The organism is Microbacterium sp. ZW CA_36 (assembly GCF_044987475.1).
Lineage (GTDB): Bacteria > Actinomycetota > Actinomycetes > Actinomycetales > Microbacteriaceae > Microbacterium.
In genome coordinates this window covers 1-17,694 of sequence record NZ_JBJDRL010000025.1, presented here as the reverse complement: position 1 = coordinate 17,694, position 17,694 = coordinate 1, and the positions used below count along the sequence as shown (strand labels likewise).

The 17,694-nt window shown below is 70.1% G+C and carries 15 protein-coding genes; 7 read left to right on the top strand and 8 right to left on the bottom strand.

The features are described 5' to 3' along the window. The first annotated feature begins 1,728 nt into the window (after positions 1-1,728). Together ACI3KX_RS12215 and ACI3KX_RS12210 are read left to right on the top strand one after the other, a co-directional pair. The gene (locus tag ACI3KX_RS12215) at positions 1,729-2,652 is read left to right on the top strand and encodes a ParA family protein (protein WP_363357036.1); all 924 of its coding nucleotides are present in this window, start codon (positions 1,729-1,731) and stop codon (positions 2,650-2,652) included. After that, positions 2,652-3,629, top strand: a complete 978-nt coding sequence (locus ACI3KX_RS12210; RefSeq protein ID WP_363356040.1) for a ParB/RepB/Spo0J family partition protein — start codon at positions 2,652-2,654, stop codon at positions 3,627-3,629. The genes ACI3KX_RS12215 and ACI3KX_RS12210 overlap by 1 nt, the downstream gene beginning before the upstream one ends. Before the next feature lie 42 nt (positions 3,630-3,671). Here the strand turns inward: ACI3KX_RS12210 and ACI3KX_RS12205 are convergent, their stop codons facing one another. Beyond that, complete coding sequence (locus ACI3KX_RS12205; RefSeq protein ID WP_404909915.1) at positions 3,672-4,961, bottom strand: RNA polymerase sigma factor; 1,290 nt, start codon at positions 4,959-4,961, stop codon at positions 3,672-3,674. Between the two features lie 57 nt (positions 4,962-5,018). Between ACI3KX_RS12205 and ACI3KX_RS12200 the strand changes: the two genes are divergently transcribed. Beyond that, positions 5,019-5,366 carry a tryptophan synthase subunit alpha gene (locus ACI3KX_RS12200; RefSeq protein ID WP_404909914.1) on the top strand — a complete coding sequence of 116 codons (348 nt, stop codon included), beginning with the start codon at positions 5,019-5,021 and terminating at the stop codon, positions 5,364-5,366. A gap of 9 nt (positions 5,367-5,375) precedes the next feature. Here the strand turns inward: ACI3KX_RS12200 and ACI3KX_RS12195 are convergent, their stop codons facing one another. From ACI3KX_RS12195 to ACI3KX_RS12175, 5 genes are all read right to left on the bottom strand, one after another. Then, entirely contained in the window at positions 5,376-5,792 is a 417-nt protein-coding gene (locus ACI3KX_RS12195) for a YciI family protein (protein ID WP_308866345.1), read from the bottom strand. Positions 5,793-6,008: 216 nt separating this feature from the next. Further along, positions 6,009-6,332 (bottom strand): thioredoxin, encoded by a 324-nt coding sequence (gene trxA / locus ACI3KX_RS12190; protein WP_363356035.1) that lies wholly within the window; start codon positions 6,330-6,332, stop codon positions 6,009-6,011. Positions 6,333-6,423: 91 nt separating this feature from the next. Further along, positions 6,424-7,410 carry a thioredoxin-disulfide reductase gene (gene trxB, locus ACI3KX_RS12185; RefSeq protein WP_363356033.1) on the bottom strand — a complete coding sequence of 329 codons (987 nt, stop codon included), beginning with the start codon at positions 7,408-7,410 and terminating at the stop codon, positions 6,424-6,426. A 173-nt stretch (positions 7,411-7,583) separates the two neighbouring features. Further along, the gene (gene murJ, locus ACI3KX_RS12180) at positions 7,584-9,197 is read right to left on the bottom strand and encodes a murein biosynthesis integral membrane protein MurJ (protein ID WP_404909913.1); all 1,614 of its coding nucleotides are present in this window, start codon (positions 9,195-9,197) and stop codon (positions 7,584-7,586) included. Beyond that, the gene (locus ACI3KX_RS12175) at positions 9,194-11,518 is read right to left on the bottom strand and encodes a DUF6049 family protein (protein WP_404909912.1); all 2,325 of its coding nucleotides are present in this window, start codon (positions 11,516-11,518) and stop codon (positions 9,194-9,196) included. Before ACI3KX_RS12175 ends, murJ begins: the two co-directional genes overlap by 4 nt. A gap of 159 nt (positions 11,519-11,677) precedes the next feature. On the opposite strand from ACI3KX_RS12175, the gene ACI3KX_RS12170 reads away from it, so the two are divergent. Together ACI3KX_RS12170 and ACI3KX_RS12165 are read left to right on the top strand one after the other, a co-directional pair. Beyond that, complete coding sequence (locus ACI3KX_RS12170; RefSeq protein ID WP_404909911.1) at positions 11,678-13,201, top strand: methyltransferase; 1,524 nt, start codon at positions 11,678-11,680, stop codon at positions 13,199-13,201. A 134-nt stretch (positions 13,202-13,335) separates the two neighbouring features. Beyond that, positions 13,336-14,763, top strand: a complete 1,428-nt coding sequence (locus ACI3KX_RS12165; protein ID WP_404909910.1) for a CCA tRNA nucleotidyltransferase — start codon at positions 13,336-13,338, stop codon at positions 14,761-14,763. A gap of 41 nt (positions 14,764-14,804) precedes the next feature. Here ACI3KX_RS12165 and ACI3KX_RS12160 read toward each other — a convergent pair whose 3' ends face one another. Then, entirely contained in the window at positions 14,805-15,365 is a 561-nt protein-coding gene (locus ACI3KX_RS12160; RefSeq protein ID WP_404909909.1) for a hypothetical protein, read from the bottom strand. A 23-nt stretch (positions 15,366-15,388) separates the two neighbouring features. Further along, positions 15,389-15,817: a helix-turn-helix domain-containing protein gene (locus tag ACI3KX_RS12155; protein WP_363356021.1), complete on the bottom strand. Its 429-nt coding sequence runs from the start codon at positions 15,815-15,817 to the stop codon at positions 15,389-15,391. A 163-nt stretch (positions 15,818-15,980) separates the two neighbouring features. Between ACI3KX_RS12155 and ACI3KX_RS12150 the strand changes: the two genes are divergently transcribed. Beyond that, entirely contained in the window at positions 15,981-17,183 is a 1,203-nt protein-coding gene (locus ACI3KX_RS12150; RefSeq protein WP_404909908.1) for a globin domain-containing protein, read from the top strand. 15 nt (positions 17,184-17,198) lie between these two features. Beyond that, positions 17,199-17,694 (top strand): DivIVA domain-containing protein (locus ACI3KX_RS12145; protein ID WP_404909907.1); only part of this gene is annotated, 496 nt, incomplete at its 3' end.

Sequence of the window (17,694 nt, the reverse complement as noted above, 5' to 3'; positions counted from 1 at the left end):
TCGCCCCGTATCAACTGACGAACACGTTCCCTGGGCTGAGCGGTCGAGTGGCCAGGAGGAGTACGCACGTCAGCGCGAGCAGCTGTAGGAACCTGGTGCTGGGCGACCTGGCGGCCTACAAGTCGACGTGGATCCCCGTGTCGTCTGCGATCCGGTGAAGGCGTGGATGCCGGTATGCAATTGTGGCGGTCGCGAGCCAGGGGACCTTGTTTCGGAGGCCCGGCTGGTCACGCAGCAGCAGGCGCGTCGGCTTCGGTAGCGACGCGCTGCAGTTACGGGCCGTGGTTACGCCAGGAGATCGGTGTCGGCAACGGCGGTGCCAGTGAGGCGTCAGGTGTCATCGTCGTCGCGAAAGAGACCTTGGCGCGCGTCGGCGTGGGACACCGGCGTATCCGACCCCCGCGACCATCGCGCGCGGGGCCGGGGGAAGATGGTCCCGGCATTCGGCCGCGGCTCGAGCGCTCGGCCCGCCGCATCCCCCACCAGCACCCTCCTCCCCGAGGAACCCCCAGTGAAGGACACGGGTCCTGTGACGGGACAACACGGCCGTGCCCGAGGTCGTCCATCAAGGGGCCTACAGGTGCGGTCTCCGGTGCGCGCCCGCGAACTCGAACCCCGACAGCCTGCGCCTGCGGGCGACGAGACCGGGCTCCGCGAGGTCTTACAGATCCCCGCAACAGGCCGGAATTCACCCAGCGCCAGTATCCGCCGGGACTCGCAGCGGCTAAGAGAGCAGACACACGCGGATCTAGCGCACCATGTTTCACGTGAAACACCCGCACCCAAGGACCCCGCACGTCCCTCCGTGCCAGGTGGGGTCAGGCGGGGCGGTGGATTTCGGTCCATCGACGTGAGAGACACGTGCACTTCTGCGGAGTGTGACCTCCGCACCGATACCGATGTCGACGCAGCAACGGGAGCGACCTTCGAAGCGGGGGATGGGCTCGAATCGCACACGCCCGTCGGGACCGCGCCGCCGCTGTCACAATCGGGCGCCGGGCTTCCCGTGCAGCGGCGGGTTAGCGCCGCCGACGGGGTCATGCGATGTTGACTAGAGGCGATGGCAGTCCCGCTCGCAACGGTAAGGAACGCATGAGTAACTGGCTCCGACGGCTGGGGATGGGGGGAAGGCGGGATAAGGTGGAAGGCGATGTTGAGCGGCGCGCGCAAAGGGGAGAGTTTCACGTGAAACAACCCGACGAGACCGAGGCTCAGGCATCCTTCTCGTCCAATCGCCCGCTCACCGCGCTGGCGACAGAGTCTCCGTCAGCCTCCACGGACCACAGCATCGGATCGCCACCAGAGGCGTCCGGCGCAGCAGAGTCCGCCACTCCTGGGGTCCTGTCTACAGATACCGCGCCCGAGTCTGCAGTCGAGCCTCACATCAATGACGCGGGCCCAGACGTCGCCGACGCGTCCGCTGACATCATCCGCGAAGAGGACTCGTCCATGTCTGCCGATGTGACTCTCGCCGCCGCTGAGGTCGCAGCGGGCGAGGACGTCACGCCGGGCGAGGACCTCACGCCGGGCGAGGGCCTCACGCCGGGCGAGGACGTCACGCCGGGCGAGGGCCTCACGCCAGACGAGGAGCCGGCGGACGCGACGGACACCGACGCCGATGTCGCGGCCGACGATTACGATGGTCCGGCATCCGACGCATCTCCCGACGTCGCTCCCCCCGTCGCCACGGAAGAGAGCACCCCCGCCACGCAGGAAGAGGACTCCCCCATCGCGCAGCACGACGGCGTCACCATCGGGCACGACGAAGACGACTCGCCGATCGCCCGCGAACTCGCAGACCTGACGGCGCGCCGCAAGGCGCTCGAAGAAGCCGAGGTTCAGCTCACGGGCCGTACGCGCGTGCTCACGGTCTCGAATCAGAAGGGCGGCGTCGGGAAGACGACCACGACGGTCAACCTGGCGGCGGCCCTCGCCGAGCGCGGCGCCCGCGTTCTCGTGATCGATCTGGATCCGCAGGGCAATGCCTCGACGGCGCTGGGCGTGCCGCACACCGCCGACATCCCGAGCGTGTACGACGTGCTCATCGACGAATTCCCCCTCGCTGACATCATCCAGGTCAGTCCCGAGTCCCCCAACCTGCTGTGCGCACCGAGCACCATCCACCTCGCCGGCGCTGAGATCGAGCTGGTGTCGCAGGTCGCGCGGGAGCACCGGCTGCGCGTTGCCGTCGACGACTACCTCGAGAAGCACGAGGGACAGCTGGACTTCATCCTGATCGACTGCCCGCCCTCGCTCGGTCTGCTCACGATCAATGCCTTCACCGCGGCCACCGAACTGCTGATCCCGATCCAGTGCGAGTACTACGCGCTCGAAGGGCTGAGCCAGCTGCTCGGCACCGTGCGCATGATCCAGAAGCACCTCAACCCGCGGCTGCAGCTCTCGACGATCATGCTGACGATGTACGACGGTCGCACGCGTCTTGCGCAGCAGGTCGCCGATGAGGTGCGCGAGCACTTTCCAAAGGAGGTGCTCGACACCGTCGTTCCTCGGTCTGTCCGGGTCTCTGAGGCGCCGAGCTTCGGGCAGTCGGTTCTCGCCTACGATGGACAGTCGGCCGGCGCCATCGCCTACCGCGAAGCGGCTGTCGAGATGATCCGGCGCGACAGCGCCTCGAATGAAAGGGGCGACTGATGGCTGCGAAGCGCACAGGGCTCGGCCGCGGAATCGGCGCATTGATCCCGACCAACGAGCAGGCTGACGACCGCCCCTCCGATGTCTTCTTTCCCCGTGCCGTCGCCGTCGACGAAGCCCCACCAATCGAAGCGGTCACGGCTGATACCGAGGGGAACCTCGTCGAGGTCCCCGGGGCGCGGCTCGCACATATCGACCCGCACGACATCGTTCCCAACCCGCGTCAGCCGCGCACGAATTTCGACCACGAGCACTTCGCGGAACTCGTGCACAGCGTGCGCGAATTCGGGGTCCTGCAGCCGGTCGTCGTCCGCAGCAACGACAAGGGCGAGTACGAGCTCATCATGGGCGAGCGCCGCACTCGCGCCGCCCGAGAAGCCGGACTCACCTCGATCCCCGCCATCGTGCGCGACACCGCCGATGAGCACCTCCTGCGTGATGCCCTCCTCGAGAACCTCCATCGCTCCGAGCTCAACCCGCTCGAAGAGGCATCGGCGTACCAGCAGCTGCTCGAGGACTTCGGCATCACCCAGGAAGAGCTGGCGACGCGCATCGGCCGCTCGCGGCCGCAGATCAGCAACACCATCCGGCTGCTGAAGCTGCCGATGCCGGTGCAGCAGCGCGTGGCCGCCGGTGTACTGACGGCCGGCCACGCCCGCGCGATCCTGTCGCTCGAGGACGCCACGGCAATGCAGCGCCTCGCCGACAAGATCGTCAACGAGGATCTGTCGGTGCGTGCCGCGGAGGCCGCGGCGAAGCTGCCGGATGCTTCGCCCACGCGTGCGGCGAAACCTCAGGCGGGTTCGCGCCGCGCGCATCTCGATGAGGTTGCAGAAAGGCTTGGCGATCGCCTCAACACCCGCGTGAAGATCTCACTCACGGCAAGAAAAGGCCAGATCGCAATAGATTTCGCGAGCATCGAGGATCTCAACCGAATCCTGGGAGAGCTGGGAGAGACCGGCTACGGCCCGGCCTGATGCCGGGGAGTCTCCCACCTGCCGGGTCGGGAGCGCCTTGCGTCAGGGGTGGGGCTGTGCGCGCCGCGGCGCGGAAGACTCCGCTTGCGCTGCACGACGCCGCAGGAGCGCCGTCTCGGCGTCGTTGCCCGGAAGCGCGGCGGCCTCGAGGAACGCGGCAGCTGCGGCATCCGTGTGCCCGAGGCGCTCGAGCAGCTCGGCCCGGACAGCCGGCAGCGGGCGGAAGCCCGACAGCTCGGACGCGAGCGCGTCGACCTCGACGAGGGCATCTTCCGGGCCTGCTGCCATCGACAGCGCCACCGCACGGTTGAGCCGCACGACAGCCGACGGGGCGAGGGCGTCGAGCGCGTCGTACAGCCGGAGGATGCGCGCCCAGTCGGTCTCGGCGAACGTCGGTGCCACGGCGTGGCATTGCGCTATGGCCGCCTGCAGGCCGTAGTAGCCGAGACCGCGGGAGGCGGCATCCGCTCGCGTCATCGCTTCGTTGCCGCGCGAGATCGCCGAACGATCCCAGCGGCGGCGGTCCTGCTGTTCCAGGGTGAGAGGCAGACCGTCGGCGTCGATGCGCGCGCGGAACCGGGACGACTGGAACTCCATCAGCGCGATGAGCGACCAGATCTCTGGTTCGCGGGGCATCAACGCCGCGAGCTGACGGCCGAGTCGCACAGCTTCGCGCGCCACATCCGGGCGCAGCAGCCCCTCCCCCTCCGTCGCCGAGTACCCCTCGGTGAAGAGGAGGTAGATCACCTGGAGCACGCTCGCGAGGCGGGCCGGTCGCTCCGTGCGGTCCGGCACCTCGAATGGCACGCCCTCGTCCGCGAGTGAGCGTTTCGCGCGGACGATCCGCTGCTGCACCGTCGGCACCGTCATGAGCAAGGCACGCGCGATCTGCTCGGTGGTGAGGCCGGCGACCGTGCGCAGCGTCAGAGCGAGACGGGCCTGCGCGGGGAGGACGGGGTGGCAGGCGACGAAAACCAGTCGCAGCACGTCGTCGTCGATACGGTCCGGGTCGGCATGGTCGGGCACGGTGTCCAGCGTCTCCGCCTGCAGTGCGTCCGTCACGAAGAGGGGTTCCCGCTGCGTCAGCCGCTCCCGCCTCCGCCATCCATCGATCGCACGCCGCTTGGCCACCGACATGAGCCATGCACCGGGAGTGTCAGGGATGCCGCTGACAGGCCAGCTCGCGAGGGCTTCGACGAGTGCCTCCTGCGCGAGATCCTCCGCCCACGAGAAGTCCCCCGTGTGGCGGGTCAGCGCCGAGACGATGCGTGCGGACTCGTCACGCCACACCGCCTCGACGGCGCGCCGGGAGTGCCCGTCGTCGGAGGTCATGCTCTCAGCGTAGGCGGGGTGACCCCCGGTGTCGGAATCGCAACGTACCCTGGATTGGTGGCGAACGAGGAGCACACCCTGCGACGGCGAGCGAGCCTGGAGCTGCTGCGCGCGGAGGCCGCGGACGAGCTCTCGGTGCTGGTGCACGAGCGGCTGCGAGCCGGCGAAGACCCGTGGGAGTTCATGGACGAGCTGCCGACCGTCGATGAGCTCGTGGTGTACCTGCTGCGTGCGGAGAACATAGCCGCCGATGGCGGATCGCGTCCGAACGCCAGTCGTCACTATCGGGTCCTGCGGCAGATCGCGCTGGAGTATCCCCCGCTGACGAAGGCGGTGTGGTCGCTTCTGGGCGACGCCAACACGCACCGCCGGTGGGACCCGACGGTGCGTGCGGAGGCGAGCTGACGCCCGCGGTCACGAGTTGGCGGCGCGCCACTCCTGCTCCTTGGCGACCCACTCGTCGCTCTGGTCGAAGTCGCTGATCTCGTTCACACGCCGAACCTCGAGCGCCGTCCCCGGACCCAGCGGGCACTTCCGGGCCCAGTGCTCGGCCTCTTCGCGCGAGGACACCTCGATGATCCAGAAGCCGGTGAACACCTCGCGCGCCTCTGCGAAGGGTCCGTCGGTCACGGCCGGCGGCACCGAATCGAAGTCGACGCGGAAGCCCTCCGCTGCATCTGAGAGTCCCTCGGCGCTGAGGAAGACCCCGGCTTTCTGGAGCTCCTCGTTGTAGGCGCCCATGGCGGCGTACGCCTCGGCCATGTCGTAGGTCTCGGGGTCGAACGCGGCTGCCGCCTCGGCACCGACCTGCATGATGAGCATGTAACGCATGGGGTTTCCCTTCCGTCGGGGCTGGGCCCGGTGTCGAGGGCCCGAGTGGCCCCTTCACTCTGTGCGTCGAACAAGCCTCGCGCAGATCGACATCGATCGACAAGAAGATACGACGGGTTTTGGATGTCCTGAGCGGCATACAGTGGAAACACCAGATGAAAAAGGAAAACCCCGCCGGCAGAGCCGGCGGGGCTTCCTAAAACTGAGAGTGTGGCCTCAGCCGATGTAGGCGGCCAGGTCCTTCTCGAGCGCGAACTTCGGCTTGGCGCCGATGATCGTGGTCTCGACTGCGCCCTTATTGAACACCTTCATCGCGGGGATCGATGTGATCTGGTACTTCATCGCGAGATCGGGGTTCTCATCCACGTTGAGCTTGAGGATGGTGATCTTGTCGGGGTGCTCCGACTGGATCTGGTCGAGGACGGGCGAGACCATGCGACACGGGCCGCACCACTCCGCCCAGAAGTCCACGAGTACCGGACCCTCGGCCTGGAGCACGTCCTGCTCGAACGTGGCGGAGGTCGTCGACTTGGCGGTCATCTGTGTTTCTCCTTCGATGGAAGTCTGTCGGTGGTGTTCAACAGCACCGGCAGCGGGATTGTTCCCGGGCGTGTCGCGACACCGCGGAAGGTCAGACCGCGCTCACCTCAGGCAAGCCGGCGATCTGGTCGCCCGAGACGTCCGGATCGCCCGCCTCGCCCAGCGCGGCCAGGTAGTGCTCGAGGTCGAGCGCTGCGACCGTACCGCTTCCCGCGGCGGTGACCGCCTGGCGGTAGGTGGGGTCGATGACGTCGCCGGCGGCGAACACACCCGGGACCGAGGTGCGTGAGGAGCGGCCGTCCACCCACACGGTGCCCTCGGGCGTGAGGTCGAGCTTGTGGTGCACCAGGTGGGTGCGGGGGTCGTAGCCGATGGCGACGAACACGCCGTCCAGTGGGAGCTCGCGGGTCGACCCGTCGACAGTGTCCTTCAGGACGATGCCGGCGACGGCGTCTTCACCGAGGATGTCGACGACCTCGCTGTTCCAGACGAACTCGATCTTCTCGTTCTTGAACGCCCGCTCCTGCATGATCTTCGAGGCACGCAGCTCGTCGCGGCGGTGGATCACGTACACCTTCGACGCGAACTTGGTGAGGAACGTCGCCTCCTCCATCGCCGAGTCGCCGCCGCCGACGACCGCGATCACGCGCTCGCGGAAGAAGAAGCCGTCGCAGGTGGCGCAGTACGACACGCCACGACCAGACAGCCGGGACTCGCCCTCGATGCCGATCTTGCGGGGAGCGGAACCGGTCGCGAACACGATCGCGTCGGCCTCGTGGCTCGCGCCGCTGCCGAGCATGACCTTCTTGACGGGGCCGTCGATGTCGAGCCCGACGACGTCGTCGTAGAGCACCTCGGCGCCGAACCGCTCGGCCTGCTCCTGCATCTTCGCCATCAGATCCGGGCCCATGATCGCCTCAGGGAACCCGGGGAAGTTCTCGACCTCGGTGGTGTTCATCAGCTCACCGCCGGCCTCGACGGAACTCGCCACGACGAGCGGATTCAGGTTCGCCCGAGCGGCATAGATCGCCGCCGTATAACCTGCGGGACCGGAGCCGATGATGATGACCTGACGCACGTGCGCACCTTTCCTCGTGAAGCCTTGCGAAGCGTTCCGCGACGGACGCGATGGCCTCGGATGCCTCAACACATGGTAACCGCGCGGCATTCCGTGCTACGCCCCCTTGCGGGCGCGGCGAGAGGCCGGGTGACGAGCGTCGCGTCCTGCCCGTCCGACGCGAGCCGGGAAGGTCAGCGCCTGCCGGGCAGGAACCGCCGCACGAGTCCGGTGGCGACAGAAAGCTCCGGTGCGCGCAGCAGCGCCAGGACCGCGGCGTACACCACGAGCACGACCATGCCGATGATCGCAGCACCGACCGCGCCGAGTACCTTGTCCGAGACCGTCCACCCGTCGACGCCGCCGAGGAGCTGGAACATCAACCATCCGACGGCCGCGGCGGGCACCGCGGCAAGGGCGAAACGGCCCAGGGCGAGCAGCCATGAGCCAACACGCAGCCCACCCAGCCGCCGTTGCAACAGCCACGTCGCGACGACGACCTGCACAACACTGGAGAACGACTGGCCAAGTGCGACGGCGGCGACGAGCTGACCCGCGGGGAGTACGCCTTCGTGGAATGCCCAGAGAGCGCCCCACGCCGTCAGCACCACGAGGGCGCACTGGACGATGGTGAAGAAGAACGGGGTGCGGGTGTCGTCGTAGGCGTAGAAGCTCCGCTGAACCACGAACAGCACCGCGAGAGGGATGAGGCTGACGAGGTAGCAGAGCAGGACACCTGCGGCATCGATCGCTTCCTCGGTGCTGTTGGTGAAGATGCGCGAGGCCGGAACCGCAGCGACGGCCAGCGCCGCCGTCGCGCCGACCACGAACAGTCCGAGGGTGCGAATGCTTCGGCCGATGTCGCCGCGTACCTCTTGGTCCCGCCCCGCCGCGGCGTGTTCGCTGAGCTGCGTGAAGTAGGGGGTGCCGATCGACAGCACGATGATCGAGTAAGGGAGCATGAAAAGCAGCCAGGCGTTCTGCGCGACGAAGACGCCTGGGTCGCCTTTCGGGATCTCCGACATCACCTGTGACTGGACGAGACCAGCGAGCTGACCGGCAGCGACCATCAGGAACGTCCAGCCGGCGAGCTTGCCGATCTGCCCCAGCCCGACGCCCCTCCACCCGAAGTCGGGCCGGATGTGCAGACCGGTCCGGCGCCAGAAGGCGAAGAGGATCCCCGTCTGCACGACGATGCCGAGGGTGGCTGTGCCCGCCAATACGGCGACCATCTCGGGAGTCCACTGGGTCGAGGACCCCGCGGGACCGAAGAGCCAGATGAACGCGAGGAAGCCGACGATCGAGACGATGTTGTTGACGATCGGCGCCCACGTAAACGGGCCATAGACCCGACGGGCATTGAGCGACTCACCGACGAGGGCGAACAGGCCGTAGAACAGGATCTGCGGCAGACACCAGTAGGCGAACGCCGTCGCCAACGCTTGCTGCTGCGGCGGGTATCCCGGCGCGTAGAGAGCCACCAGCCAGGGAGCCGCGACGGTGGCGAGCACCGCCGTTCCCAGGAGGACGACGGTGCCCAGGGTGAACAGCTTCGAGACGAACGCGCGGCCCCCGTCGTCATGAGCAGCGGCCTTCACGATCTGCGGGACCACGACCGCGCTCAGCAGACCGGTTGAGATGATCGCGTAGATGTTGTTCGGAAGCTGGTTCGCGATCGCGAATGCGTTGCCGCCCGCGGTCGTCGCACCCACTGCCGACACCAGCACGACCGCGCGGAGGAAACCCGTCAGTCGCGAGACGATCGTGCCGGCGCCGATGAGAACGCTCGCGCGCCCGATGCCGCTCATCGCCGCGGCCCGTCGCTCGAAGCGGAGTCGGCCGCAGTCTCGCCGTCCACCGGATCGTTGCCGTCCACCGGATCGTTGCCGTCGGTCGCAGAGCCCTCGTCGACCGGAACCTCTTCACCGGTCACGCCCCCTTCACCGGCTCCATCCCCAGACGCCCCCGAGCGCTCACCCGGGCCACCGGCATCCGTTCCCCGGCGCCGGCGGCGCATGCGCAGCACGGTTCGCACGATGCCGACCACGAGGAGGGCGCCGACGAGCACGGCGAGCGCGGCGATGCCGGCGGCCTCCCAGTCGGCGTAGACGTTGACGTCGACCGACTCCGGCTGGCCGATCGCGACGAAGGCGGGGCTGCGCAACTGGAGGGTGAGCGTCACGTCTCCGCGCCCGACCCTCGCCTGCACCGGCACCTCGACCCGCGTGTTGCTCTGGGGCGTCGCGACCACGGGGGTCTCGCTCTGAACGTCCAGACGGAGGTTGTCGCGTGTGGTGTAGAGCACCAGATTGACCGGGTACGGCAGATCGTTGCGCACCCAGAACCGCAGTGCGGCGCTCGAGCCGTAGAGATCGCTGGGACTGGTCGGCAGCAGCGAGACCGACGTGAGCGTGCCGGCGGTCTCGGTGCGGTGGTCTGCGAGTGCGGTCGGCCACGTGTCGTCGCCGATCCAGGCGACGCCGAGCAGCTGCAGGATGTCGGCGCGCTCGGGCCCGGTGAGCAGCGACGGCTGATCGAGGATCGTCGCGAACCGAGCGATCTCGCCTTCCTCTCCGACGAGAGCGGATGCCGCAGCCGCCCGTTCGGCGGATGCCTCGGTGCCCGCGAGCTCGACCTCACGCGCCTCACTCGCGGCGATCGTGGCGATGGTGCGAGGAGTGACGTTCGGAGCCGACAGGGCGGCCGAGATGGCGGCCCCGAGTTCCACGCGCGAGCGTCCGTCGCCGCGCCCGACCGTCACGAGGAGCGGGCCGTCCGCCTCGGCGGCTGCGAACGCGAGGTACGCGGTGGCGGTCGTCAGCGGCGCTCCGCGGAGCCACGACACGTCGCTCTGCGACGCCGCGTCGAGGGCCGACGAGATGTCGCTGTCGTAGACGAGCACCTCGGCGTCGCCCACCTGACCGTGTGCCGAGACCGTGCGACCGTCGGCGCCGGCCTCGGTCGTGGCCGACGGGAGGACGGTCGCCGTGGGGGCGCCGTCGCTGCCGAGGTCGCCGAGTCGCGTCACGATCTCGGTGTCGGCCGTGCCGTCGGCCGGCCAGTAGACGCCCGGGCGGCTGGCCGGTCCGACCGCGAGGAGCGCGTCGGTGCTGGGCAGTGCGTCGCCGGGCTGCGGTGTCGGTGTCGGCGTCGGCGTCGGCGTGCCCGGGGGCGTCGAGGTGGGCGTCGGGGTGGGAGTGGGCGCAGCGAAGTTCGACGGCGACATGTAGGCGGTCAACGACGTCGGGGCGAGTGGCTGCGGCAGGCCGGCCTGCAGCTGCGCGGTGACATCGGCGTCGCCGAACTGGAGCGCGAAACGGGAGTTCTGGATGCTCTCGAGCCGCGTGAGCCACTCGAGCGCGGATTCCGGCGCTGACGTGCCGAGCACGCGGATCGCAGCGGGCACGGCGGGATCCACCGCGAGGATCGCCGACGTGCCGGTGACGGCGTCGAGCTGGTTGGTCAGGTCGCCGTCGGGCGCCGTGAGCTCGGCCAGCTGCTCCGCGGTGAGGAGCCCTTCGTTCAGCCCACCGGCGGTGATCGGCACGATCACGCCGATGCCGACGTCGGTGGCGTCGTCGGCCGGCACGACCATCGCGCTGGTCGAGCTCACCGTGCCGGAGTCGCCCTCGTACGACGCGGCGAGCGGGTATACGCCCGGCGCGAGGCCGCTGAGGGCCGGGTCGTCGGCCGCGACGGTCATGCCCCGCACCTGGAACGAGCCGGGCTCGACGGCACTGAGCGCGTCCGAGGCGATGGGCTCGATGGCCACGGTCGAGTCCGTGCCGTCGAGCCACGCGTCGAGCGCGTCGCGGTCGGCGAGCGGCGTTCGCCCGAGCGAGAGCGTCACCGTCGACGGCGTGACGGCGGCATCCGTCCCGTTCTGGAGCGAGATCGAGACGCTCAGCGCATCGCCGGGGCGCACGATGCCGTCGGCCTGCGGCGACAGCGTGAACACGGTGGTGCCCACCGGAATGCTGGCGGTGGGGCTCGGTGACGGCTCGGGGATCGCCGCCATCGCGGCAGCTGGGAGCAGCAGCCCGGCGACCACCGCCACCGCCGCGACGGTGGCGGTCACGAAACGCGGGGCGCGGCGCGCGGGGCGCTGCGGGGCTCGCGGTGGGGTCACGATCATCCTGTCGGGGGTTCGCTCCTGTGCGATGGCCTGACCGCACGATCGACTGCGATTCTACGGTGAGCGCCTCCGAGCCCGCCCGACGCCGGGCCGGGCAGGCCGTCGCTGACCGGTCTGCTCCTCGCGGGCGCACCGGCGCGGTTGAATGGACTCGTGCTCCCCGAACCGGATACCCGCCTCTGTCGTGACCTCGCCGGCGATCTGCGCGACGCCGGCTTCACCGCCGAGGCCCTCCGCGACGCGTGGGGCGCTGCGGCGGACGACGCGATCGCGCGCGGGTTGCGGTCCCCGGCGTCGCGCGGCCTCGGCGATCGCGACGACGCCCTCGCCGTGCTGGGCAGACTGCTGGTGCTCGGGATGCCGCAGCCCGCGCCATCCGTCGACCGGGCGCTGGTGCGCGCCGGCGCCGATGGGCTCGCGCGACTGGGCCTGGCGACGGTCGCCGAGGGCGAGGTCCGCCCGCTCGCGGTGGTGCGGCCGCAGTCGTACGCGGACGCCTCCGGATCCGGACAGTGGTGGGTCGCGAGCGACCTCGACGAGGCCGCGCTCGGCGGACCGCTTCCCGAGGACCACGTGCTCGGAGTCGGCGGCGCGTCGCTGACACTCGCCGGCCTGCAGCTGCCGACGCCCGCCCCGCGCGGGCTCGACATCGGCGCAGGATGCGGGATCCAGGCGCTGCGCGCCCGCGCGCATACGGCGAACGTCGTCGCGACCGACATCTCCGCGCGCGCCCTCGGATTCACCCGGCTGAACGCGCTCCTCAACGGCATCGATGGCATCGAGGTGCGGCTGGGGAGCCTGTTCGAGCCCGTCGCGGGCGAGCAGTTCGACCGGATCGTGTCGAATCCGCCGTTCGTCATCACGCCGCGGGTCGCCGATGTGCCGGCGTACGAATACCGCGACGGCGGCATGGTCGGCGACGACGTCGTGGCCGCGTTCGTCAGTGGCGTGGGCGCGCATCTCGCGCCGGGCGGCGTGGCGCAGCTGCTCGGCAACTGGGAGACCCGTGACGGCATGCCCGGCCTCGAGCGCGTGCGCGGCTGGGTCGCGTCGTCGTCGGTCCCGCTGGATGCCTGGGTGGTCGAACGCGAGAGCCTCGACCCGCTGTCATATGCCGAGCTGTGGGTGCGCGACGGGGGCACCCTCGCCGGCACGCCGGGTTTCGCGCGGCTGGTCGACGCGTGGCTCGACGACTTCGCGGCGCGAGGGGTGACCGAGGTCGGCTTCGGCTACCTGCTGCTGAGGCGTCCGGCCGAGGGCGCGCCCACGCTGTCGCGCTACGAGTCACTGCACACGGCGCTCGCCGGCGACGGCCTCGGCGCTCACCTGGCCGCCGCCCTCGACGCCCACGACCGCTTGGCCGGCGTCGACGACGCCGGGCTCGCGGCATCCGTCTTCGTCGTGGCACCGGACGTCACGGAGGCGCGGCACCATCTGCCCGGCGCCGAGGACCCCACGGTCATCGAGCTCCGGCAGGGCGGCGGCTTCGGCCGTGCCCTGGGCGTGGACCCGGGCCTGGCGGCGCTCGTCGGCGCGTGCGACGGCGACCTGCCGATCGGAGTGCTGGTCGATGCGATCGCCGACCTGCTCGAGGTCGACGCCGCGGCGCTGCGTGCCGATCTGCTTCCCCGCGTCCGCGAGCTCGCTTTCGCCGGATTCCTGCGGCTCGCGGAGTGACCTCGGCCGCTCCCACTGGTCGTTGAGCGAGCGAGGAACGAGCGAGACGAAACACGCATCCGGTCGCAATGAGCTGGCTCGAGGCGTTTCGTCTCGCTTCGCTCGCTCAACGACCGGGCCGTAGGCTGGAACCCATGCTCAACATGGCCGAGGGCATTGTGCGCCTCGGCGCGCTCGCCGAGTCCCCCGTCGTCGCCACGCTCGCGCGCGCCTTCGCCGACGCCGGGTTCGACCTCGCGATCGTGGGCGGTCCCGTGCGCGATGCACTCCTCGGCCGACCGACGAACGACCTCGACTTCACGACGGATGCCCGCCCCGACGACATCCTCAAGATCGTGAAGCCGGTCTCCACGGCGCAGTGGGACATCGGGCGCGCCTTCGGCACCATCGGCGCCCGCGTCCGCGGCGAGCAGGTCGAGATCACGACGTACCGAGCGGACAGCTACGACGGGGTCACCCGCAAGCCGACGGTCGAATTCGGCGACACCATCGAGGGCGACCTCGTGCGCCGCGACTTCACCGTCAACGCCATGGCGCTGCGGGTGCCGGGGCAGACCCTGGTCGACCCGACCGGCGGCGTCGAAGACCTGGTGCGCGGCATCCTGCGCACGCCCGCGGATCCCGCGGTCAGTTTCGGCGACGACCCGCTGCGCATGCTGCGTGCCGCGCGCTTCGCCGCGCAGCTGGGGTTCGCCGTCGACCCCGCCACCGAGGCGGCCATGGCGGAGCTGCGGCGCACGCTCGAGATCGTGAGCCCCGAGCGGATCCAGGCCGAGCTGGTCAAGCTCCTCAGCACCGACGACCCGGTGCGCGGCATCCGTCTGCTGGTCGAGACCGGGCTGATGGGCGAGTTCCTCCCCGAGATCCCTGCGCTGCAGCTCGAGGTCGACGAGCATCACCATCACAAGGACGTGTACGAGCACTCGCTGACGGTGCTGCGCCAGGCCATCGATCTCGAGAAGACGCGGAACCCGGATGCCGCACCCGACGTGCCGCTGCGGCTCGCCGCGCTGCTGCACGACATCGGCAAACCGGCGACGAGACGGCTCGAGCCGGGCGGCGGGGTGACCTTCTACCATCACGACGTCAAGGGTGCACGCCTCGCCCGCAAGCGGCTGCAGGAGCTGCGCTTCGACTCCGCGACCATCTCCACGGTCAGCCGGCTGATCGAGCTGCACCTGCGCTTCTTCGGGTACTCCGAGGGCGCCTGGACCGACTCCGCCGTGCGCCGCTACGTGCGGGATGCGGATGCCGAGCTCGAGCGTCTGCACATCCTCACGCGCGCCGATGTGACGACCCGAAACGTCAAGAAGGCCACGCGCCTGGCCCGCGCCTACGACGACATCGAGCGCCGCATCACCGAGCTCGCCGCCCAGGAGGAGCTCGCCTCGATCAGGCCCGAGCTCGACGGCAACCGCATCCAGGAGGTGCTCGGCATCCCACCTGGTCGTGAGGTCGGCGAGGCGTACCGGTTCCTGCTCGATCTGCGCCTCGACGAGGGTGTCCTCGGAGCGGACGAGGCCGAGCGGCGCCTCCGCGACTGGTGGGCGACGCGGGACTGACTCCGTCTTGGGTGCCTAGGCCGTCATCCGCCGCGGGGTGCCTAGGCCCCCGAGGTGCGCAGATGCGCACGCACCCGCCCGGCGAAGGCAGGGCAGCCGGCTGCGATGAGCGCGCGAGCGAGACGATCGACGGCGCCGCGCGTCTCGGCGCCGTCGCGGCGGGCCAGCTCCAGGGCGACCTGGCGGACAGCAGCGCCGGCGAGGTCGTCCACCAGGCAGAGGAATTCGTCGGGCGTGGCGAGTTCGAACGGGAGGAGGTCGGCGTCCGGGGTCTCGCGGGCGCGCGACGAGAGCAGGACGTGCGCTCCGCTCATGACGGCTGCATCGTGTGCGGTGGAACCGTCCGGGAGGGCGTCGATATCGACATCCACGTCCGCCTCGGCCAGCTCGTCGAGCGCGGCCACGAGGAGCTCACGCCGCCGCCGCGCGGAGGCGCCGCGGGCGGCCGGGTCCCGATCCCGCCAGATCCGGACCGCGTCGGCCACGACCGCGGCGGAGGAGTGCAGCTGAAAAGCATGGGTCTCGTCGCGGACGAGCGCCAGCCATTCGAAGGGAGTGCGCACGGCGAGGACGTCGGCGTCGACGAAAACCCGTTGCAGCACCAGGTCAGGCTACCTGGCGCCGCCTATCGGTCCGCTTCGAACTCGTCGTCCAGCTCGCGCAGGGCGTCGAGGGCGGCGCGTCGATCCTGTGCGCGCGTGCGGCGCAGCGCCAGGACGTCGTCGGTGCGCAGCCGTGTGTGGCTTCCCACCTGCCGGGCGGGCAGTTCGCCGTTGCGCACCAGCTTCATCAGGGTCGGCCGCGAGACGCCGACCAGCTCGGCCGCCACGGTGGTCGTGAGCTCCTCGGGAAGGGTCGTCACCGATACGGATCCCCGGGCGAGTCCTCTCAGCACGTGGACGAGGAATGCGCTCACGTCTGCCGGCACGCCCACACGGGAGCCGTCGCCGGCGACCAGCGCGAAATCGCGTGTGCCCAGGTCTTCCGTGCGCCGCACGAGTTCGGCGGCCTGCTCGCGGAGCCCCTCTTCGACGAAGACGGTTCCGTTGCTCAACAACACAGTCATGAGGCCCCCCGACCCGTGACGCGCCGTCAGATCCAGCGCCGCACCCATCCATGATATGCGGCTGCACTTACAGGTGAATGCTTTGCAGATACATCTGCAACGCGCTAGCGTCGGCCGGTACCGACTGGCCGATGGATGGGACACGACACAGGTGGATGCGGTAGCGCTCAAGCGGACCTGGGCTCAGGTCGCGGCCCACGGGGACGCGGTACCCGGGTACTTCTATGCGCACCTCTTCCTCGCCCACCCCGAGACCCGCGATCTGTTCCCGGTCGCCATGGCCGCCCAGCGCGACCGGCTCGTCAAGGCGCTCGGCCACATGGTCAGCAACGTCGACCACGTCGGCGACGTCGTCGGCTACATCGAGGACCTCGGGCGTGATCACCGCAAGTTCGGCACCATCGCCGGCCACTACCCCGCCGTGGGCGCATCGCTGCTCGCGACGCTGAAGCACTTCCTCGGCGCCGCGTGGACCCCTGACCTCGCGGCCGACTGGGCCGAAGCGTACGGCCTGATCGCGACGACCATGATCACCGCGGCCGAGGCGGTCGAGTCCGAGCCCGCCACCTGGGCCGGCGAGGTGATCGCGACGGAACGGCGGGGGATGGATGTCGGGACCGTGACGATCCGGCCCGACGACAGGTACCGTTTCCAGGCCGGTCAGTCGCTCGCCGTCGAGATCCCGCAACGACCGCGCCAGTGGCGATACCTGTCGCCGACCCACGCGCCCCGCGCCGACGGCACCATGACATTCCACGTGCAGCTCGTCGCGGGCGGACAGGTCAGCGGAGCGCTGCTGCGCGACGTCAAGCCGGGCGACCGGGTGCGGCTCGGCCCGCCCATCGGCGAGCTGCTGACGCTCCGCTTCGACAGCGAGTGGCCCGACCTGCTGCTGATCGGCGGCGGCACGGGGCTCGCCCCGCTGCTCGCCGTGCTGGACCAGGTGGCCGGACGCCACGCGGCGCGCGGAAGCGGTCCCCGCGTCGCGCTGTACCACGGCGTGCGGCATCCGTGGGGGTTCTACGCGAAGCCCGAACTCGAGCGCTACGCCGACGCGCCCTGGCTGAGCATCCGGTACGCGGTGTCGGACGACCCGTCGTTCCCCGGACCCCGGGGACTGATCGGCGACCTCGCCGCCGCGGACGGGCCGTGGGACGACCGCCTCGCGATGGTCTGCGGATCGCCGCGCATGGTCGAGCACACCACCGCCGTCCTGCAGCGTGCCGGACTCGACGCGCACCGCATCCGCAGCGAGAAGTACGAAGACCCGTTCACCCAGCACCCCAGCATCGCCGGCGATGAGGCAGTCCCCCCGGAACTCGTTCAGCCGGGCGTCATGCGGGGAATCCAGTAGAGGGCAGACACGAACATGACCGCGACCGAATCCGTATCCATCACCCCGGAACTGCTCCGCGGAGTCTCTTTCGCGGACGAGCGCAGCGGCTATGCCCGCAGCGAGGTCCACGCGCTACTGGCGGCCGCGGCCGATGCCCTCGAGGTCGCGTGGCGCGACAACCAGGCGCTGACCGCGAGCGGCGTCACCACCGAGGAGGGCGAGATCTCCAGTCGCGCCGTCCTGCTGCTCAGCAGTGCACAGCGCATCGCCGACGACGCGGTGGCGGAGGCCGAGTCGTACGCGAAGGACCTCATCGAGACGGCCCGCAAGCAGTACCGCGAGATCATCGAGCGCGCGCAGCACGTCGCCCACTCCATCGAGAAGCAGGCCGCAGCGCACCCCGGGCAGATCGCCGCCGCCGCCGCGGCCCCCGAGAGCCCGCGGGCCGCCGAGCCCTGGGCCGCGGATCGCTCGCCGTCGCTCGCGTTCGATCGACTCGAGGAGCGAGTGCACCTGGGCGGTGGCCATG

Excerpts from the sequence above, each read along its gene's own strand:
- trxA (WP_363356035.1), bottom strand. The coding sequence starts at position 6,332 with ATGACCGCCAAGTCGACGACCTCCGCCACGTTCGAGCAGGACGTGCTC.
- ACI3KX_RS12165 (WP_404909910.1), top strand. The coding sequence starts at position 13,336 with ATGCTCAACATGGCCGAGGGCATTGTGCGCCTCGGCGCGCTCGCCGAG.
- ACI3KX_RS12195 (WP_308866345.1), bottom strand. The coding sequence starts at position 5,792 with ATGCGTTACATGCTCATCATGCAGGTCGGTGCCGAGGCGGCAGCCGCG.
- murJ (WP_404909913.1), bottom strand. The coding sequence starts at position 9,197 with ATGAGCGGCATCGGGCGCGCGAGCGTTCTCATCGGCGCCGGCACGATC.
- ACI3KX_RS12210 (WP_363356040.1), top strand. The coding sequence starts at position 2,652 with ATGGCTGCGAAGCGCACAGGGCTCGGCCGCGGAATCGGCGCATTGATC.
- ACI3KX_RS12205 (WP_404909915.1), bottom strand. The coding sequence starts at position 4,961 with ATGACCTCCGACGACGGGCACTCCCGGCGCGCCGTCGAGGCGGTGTGG.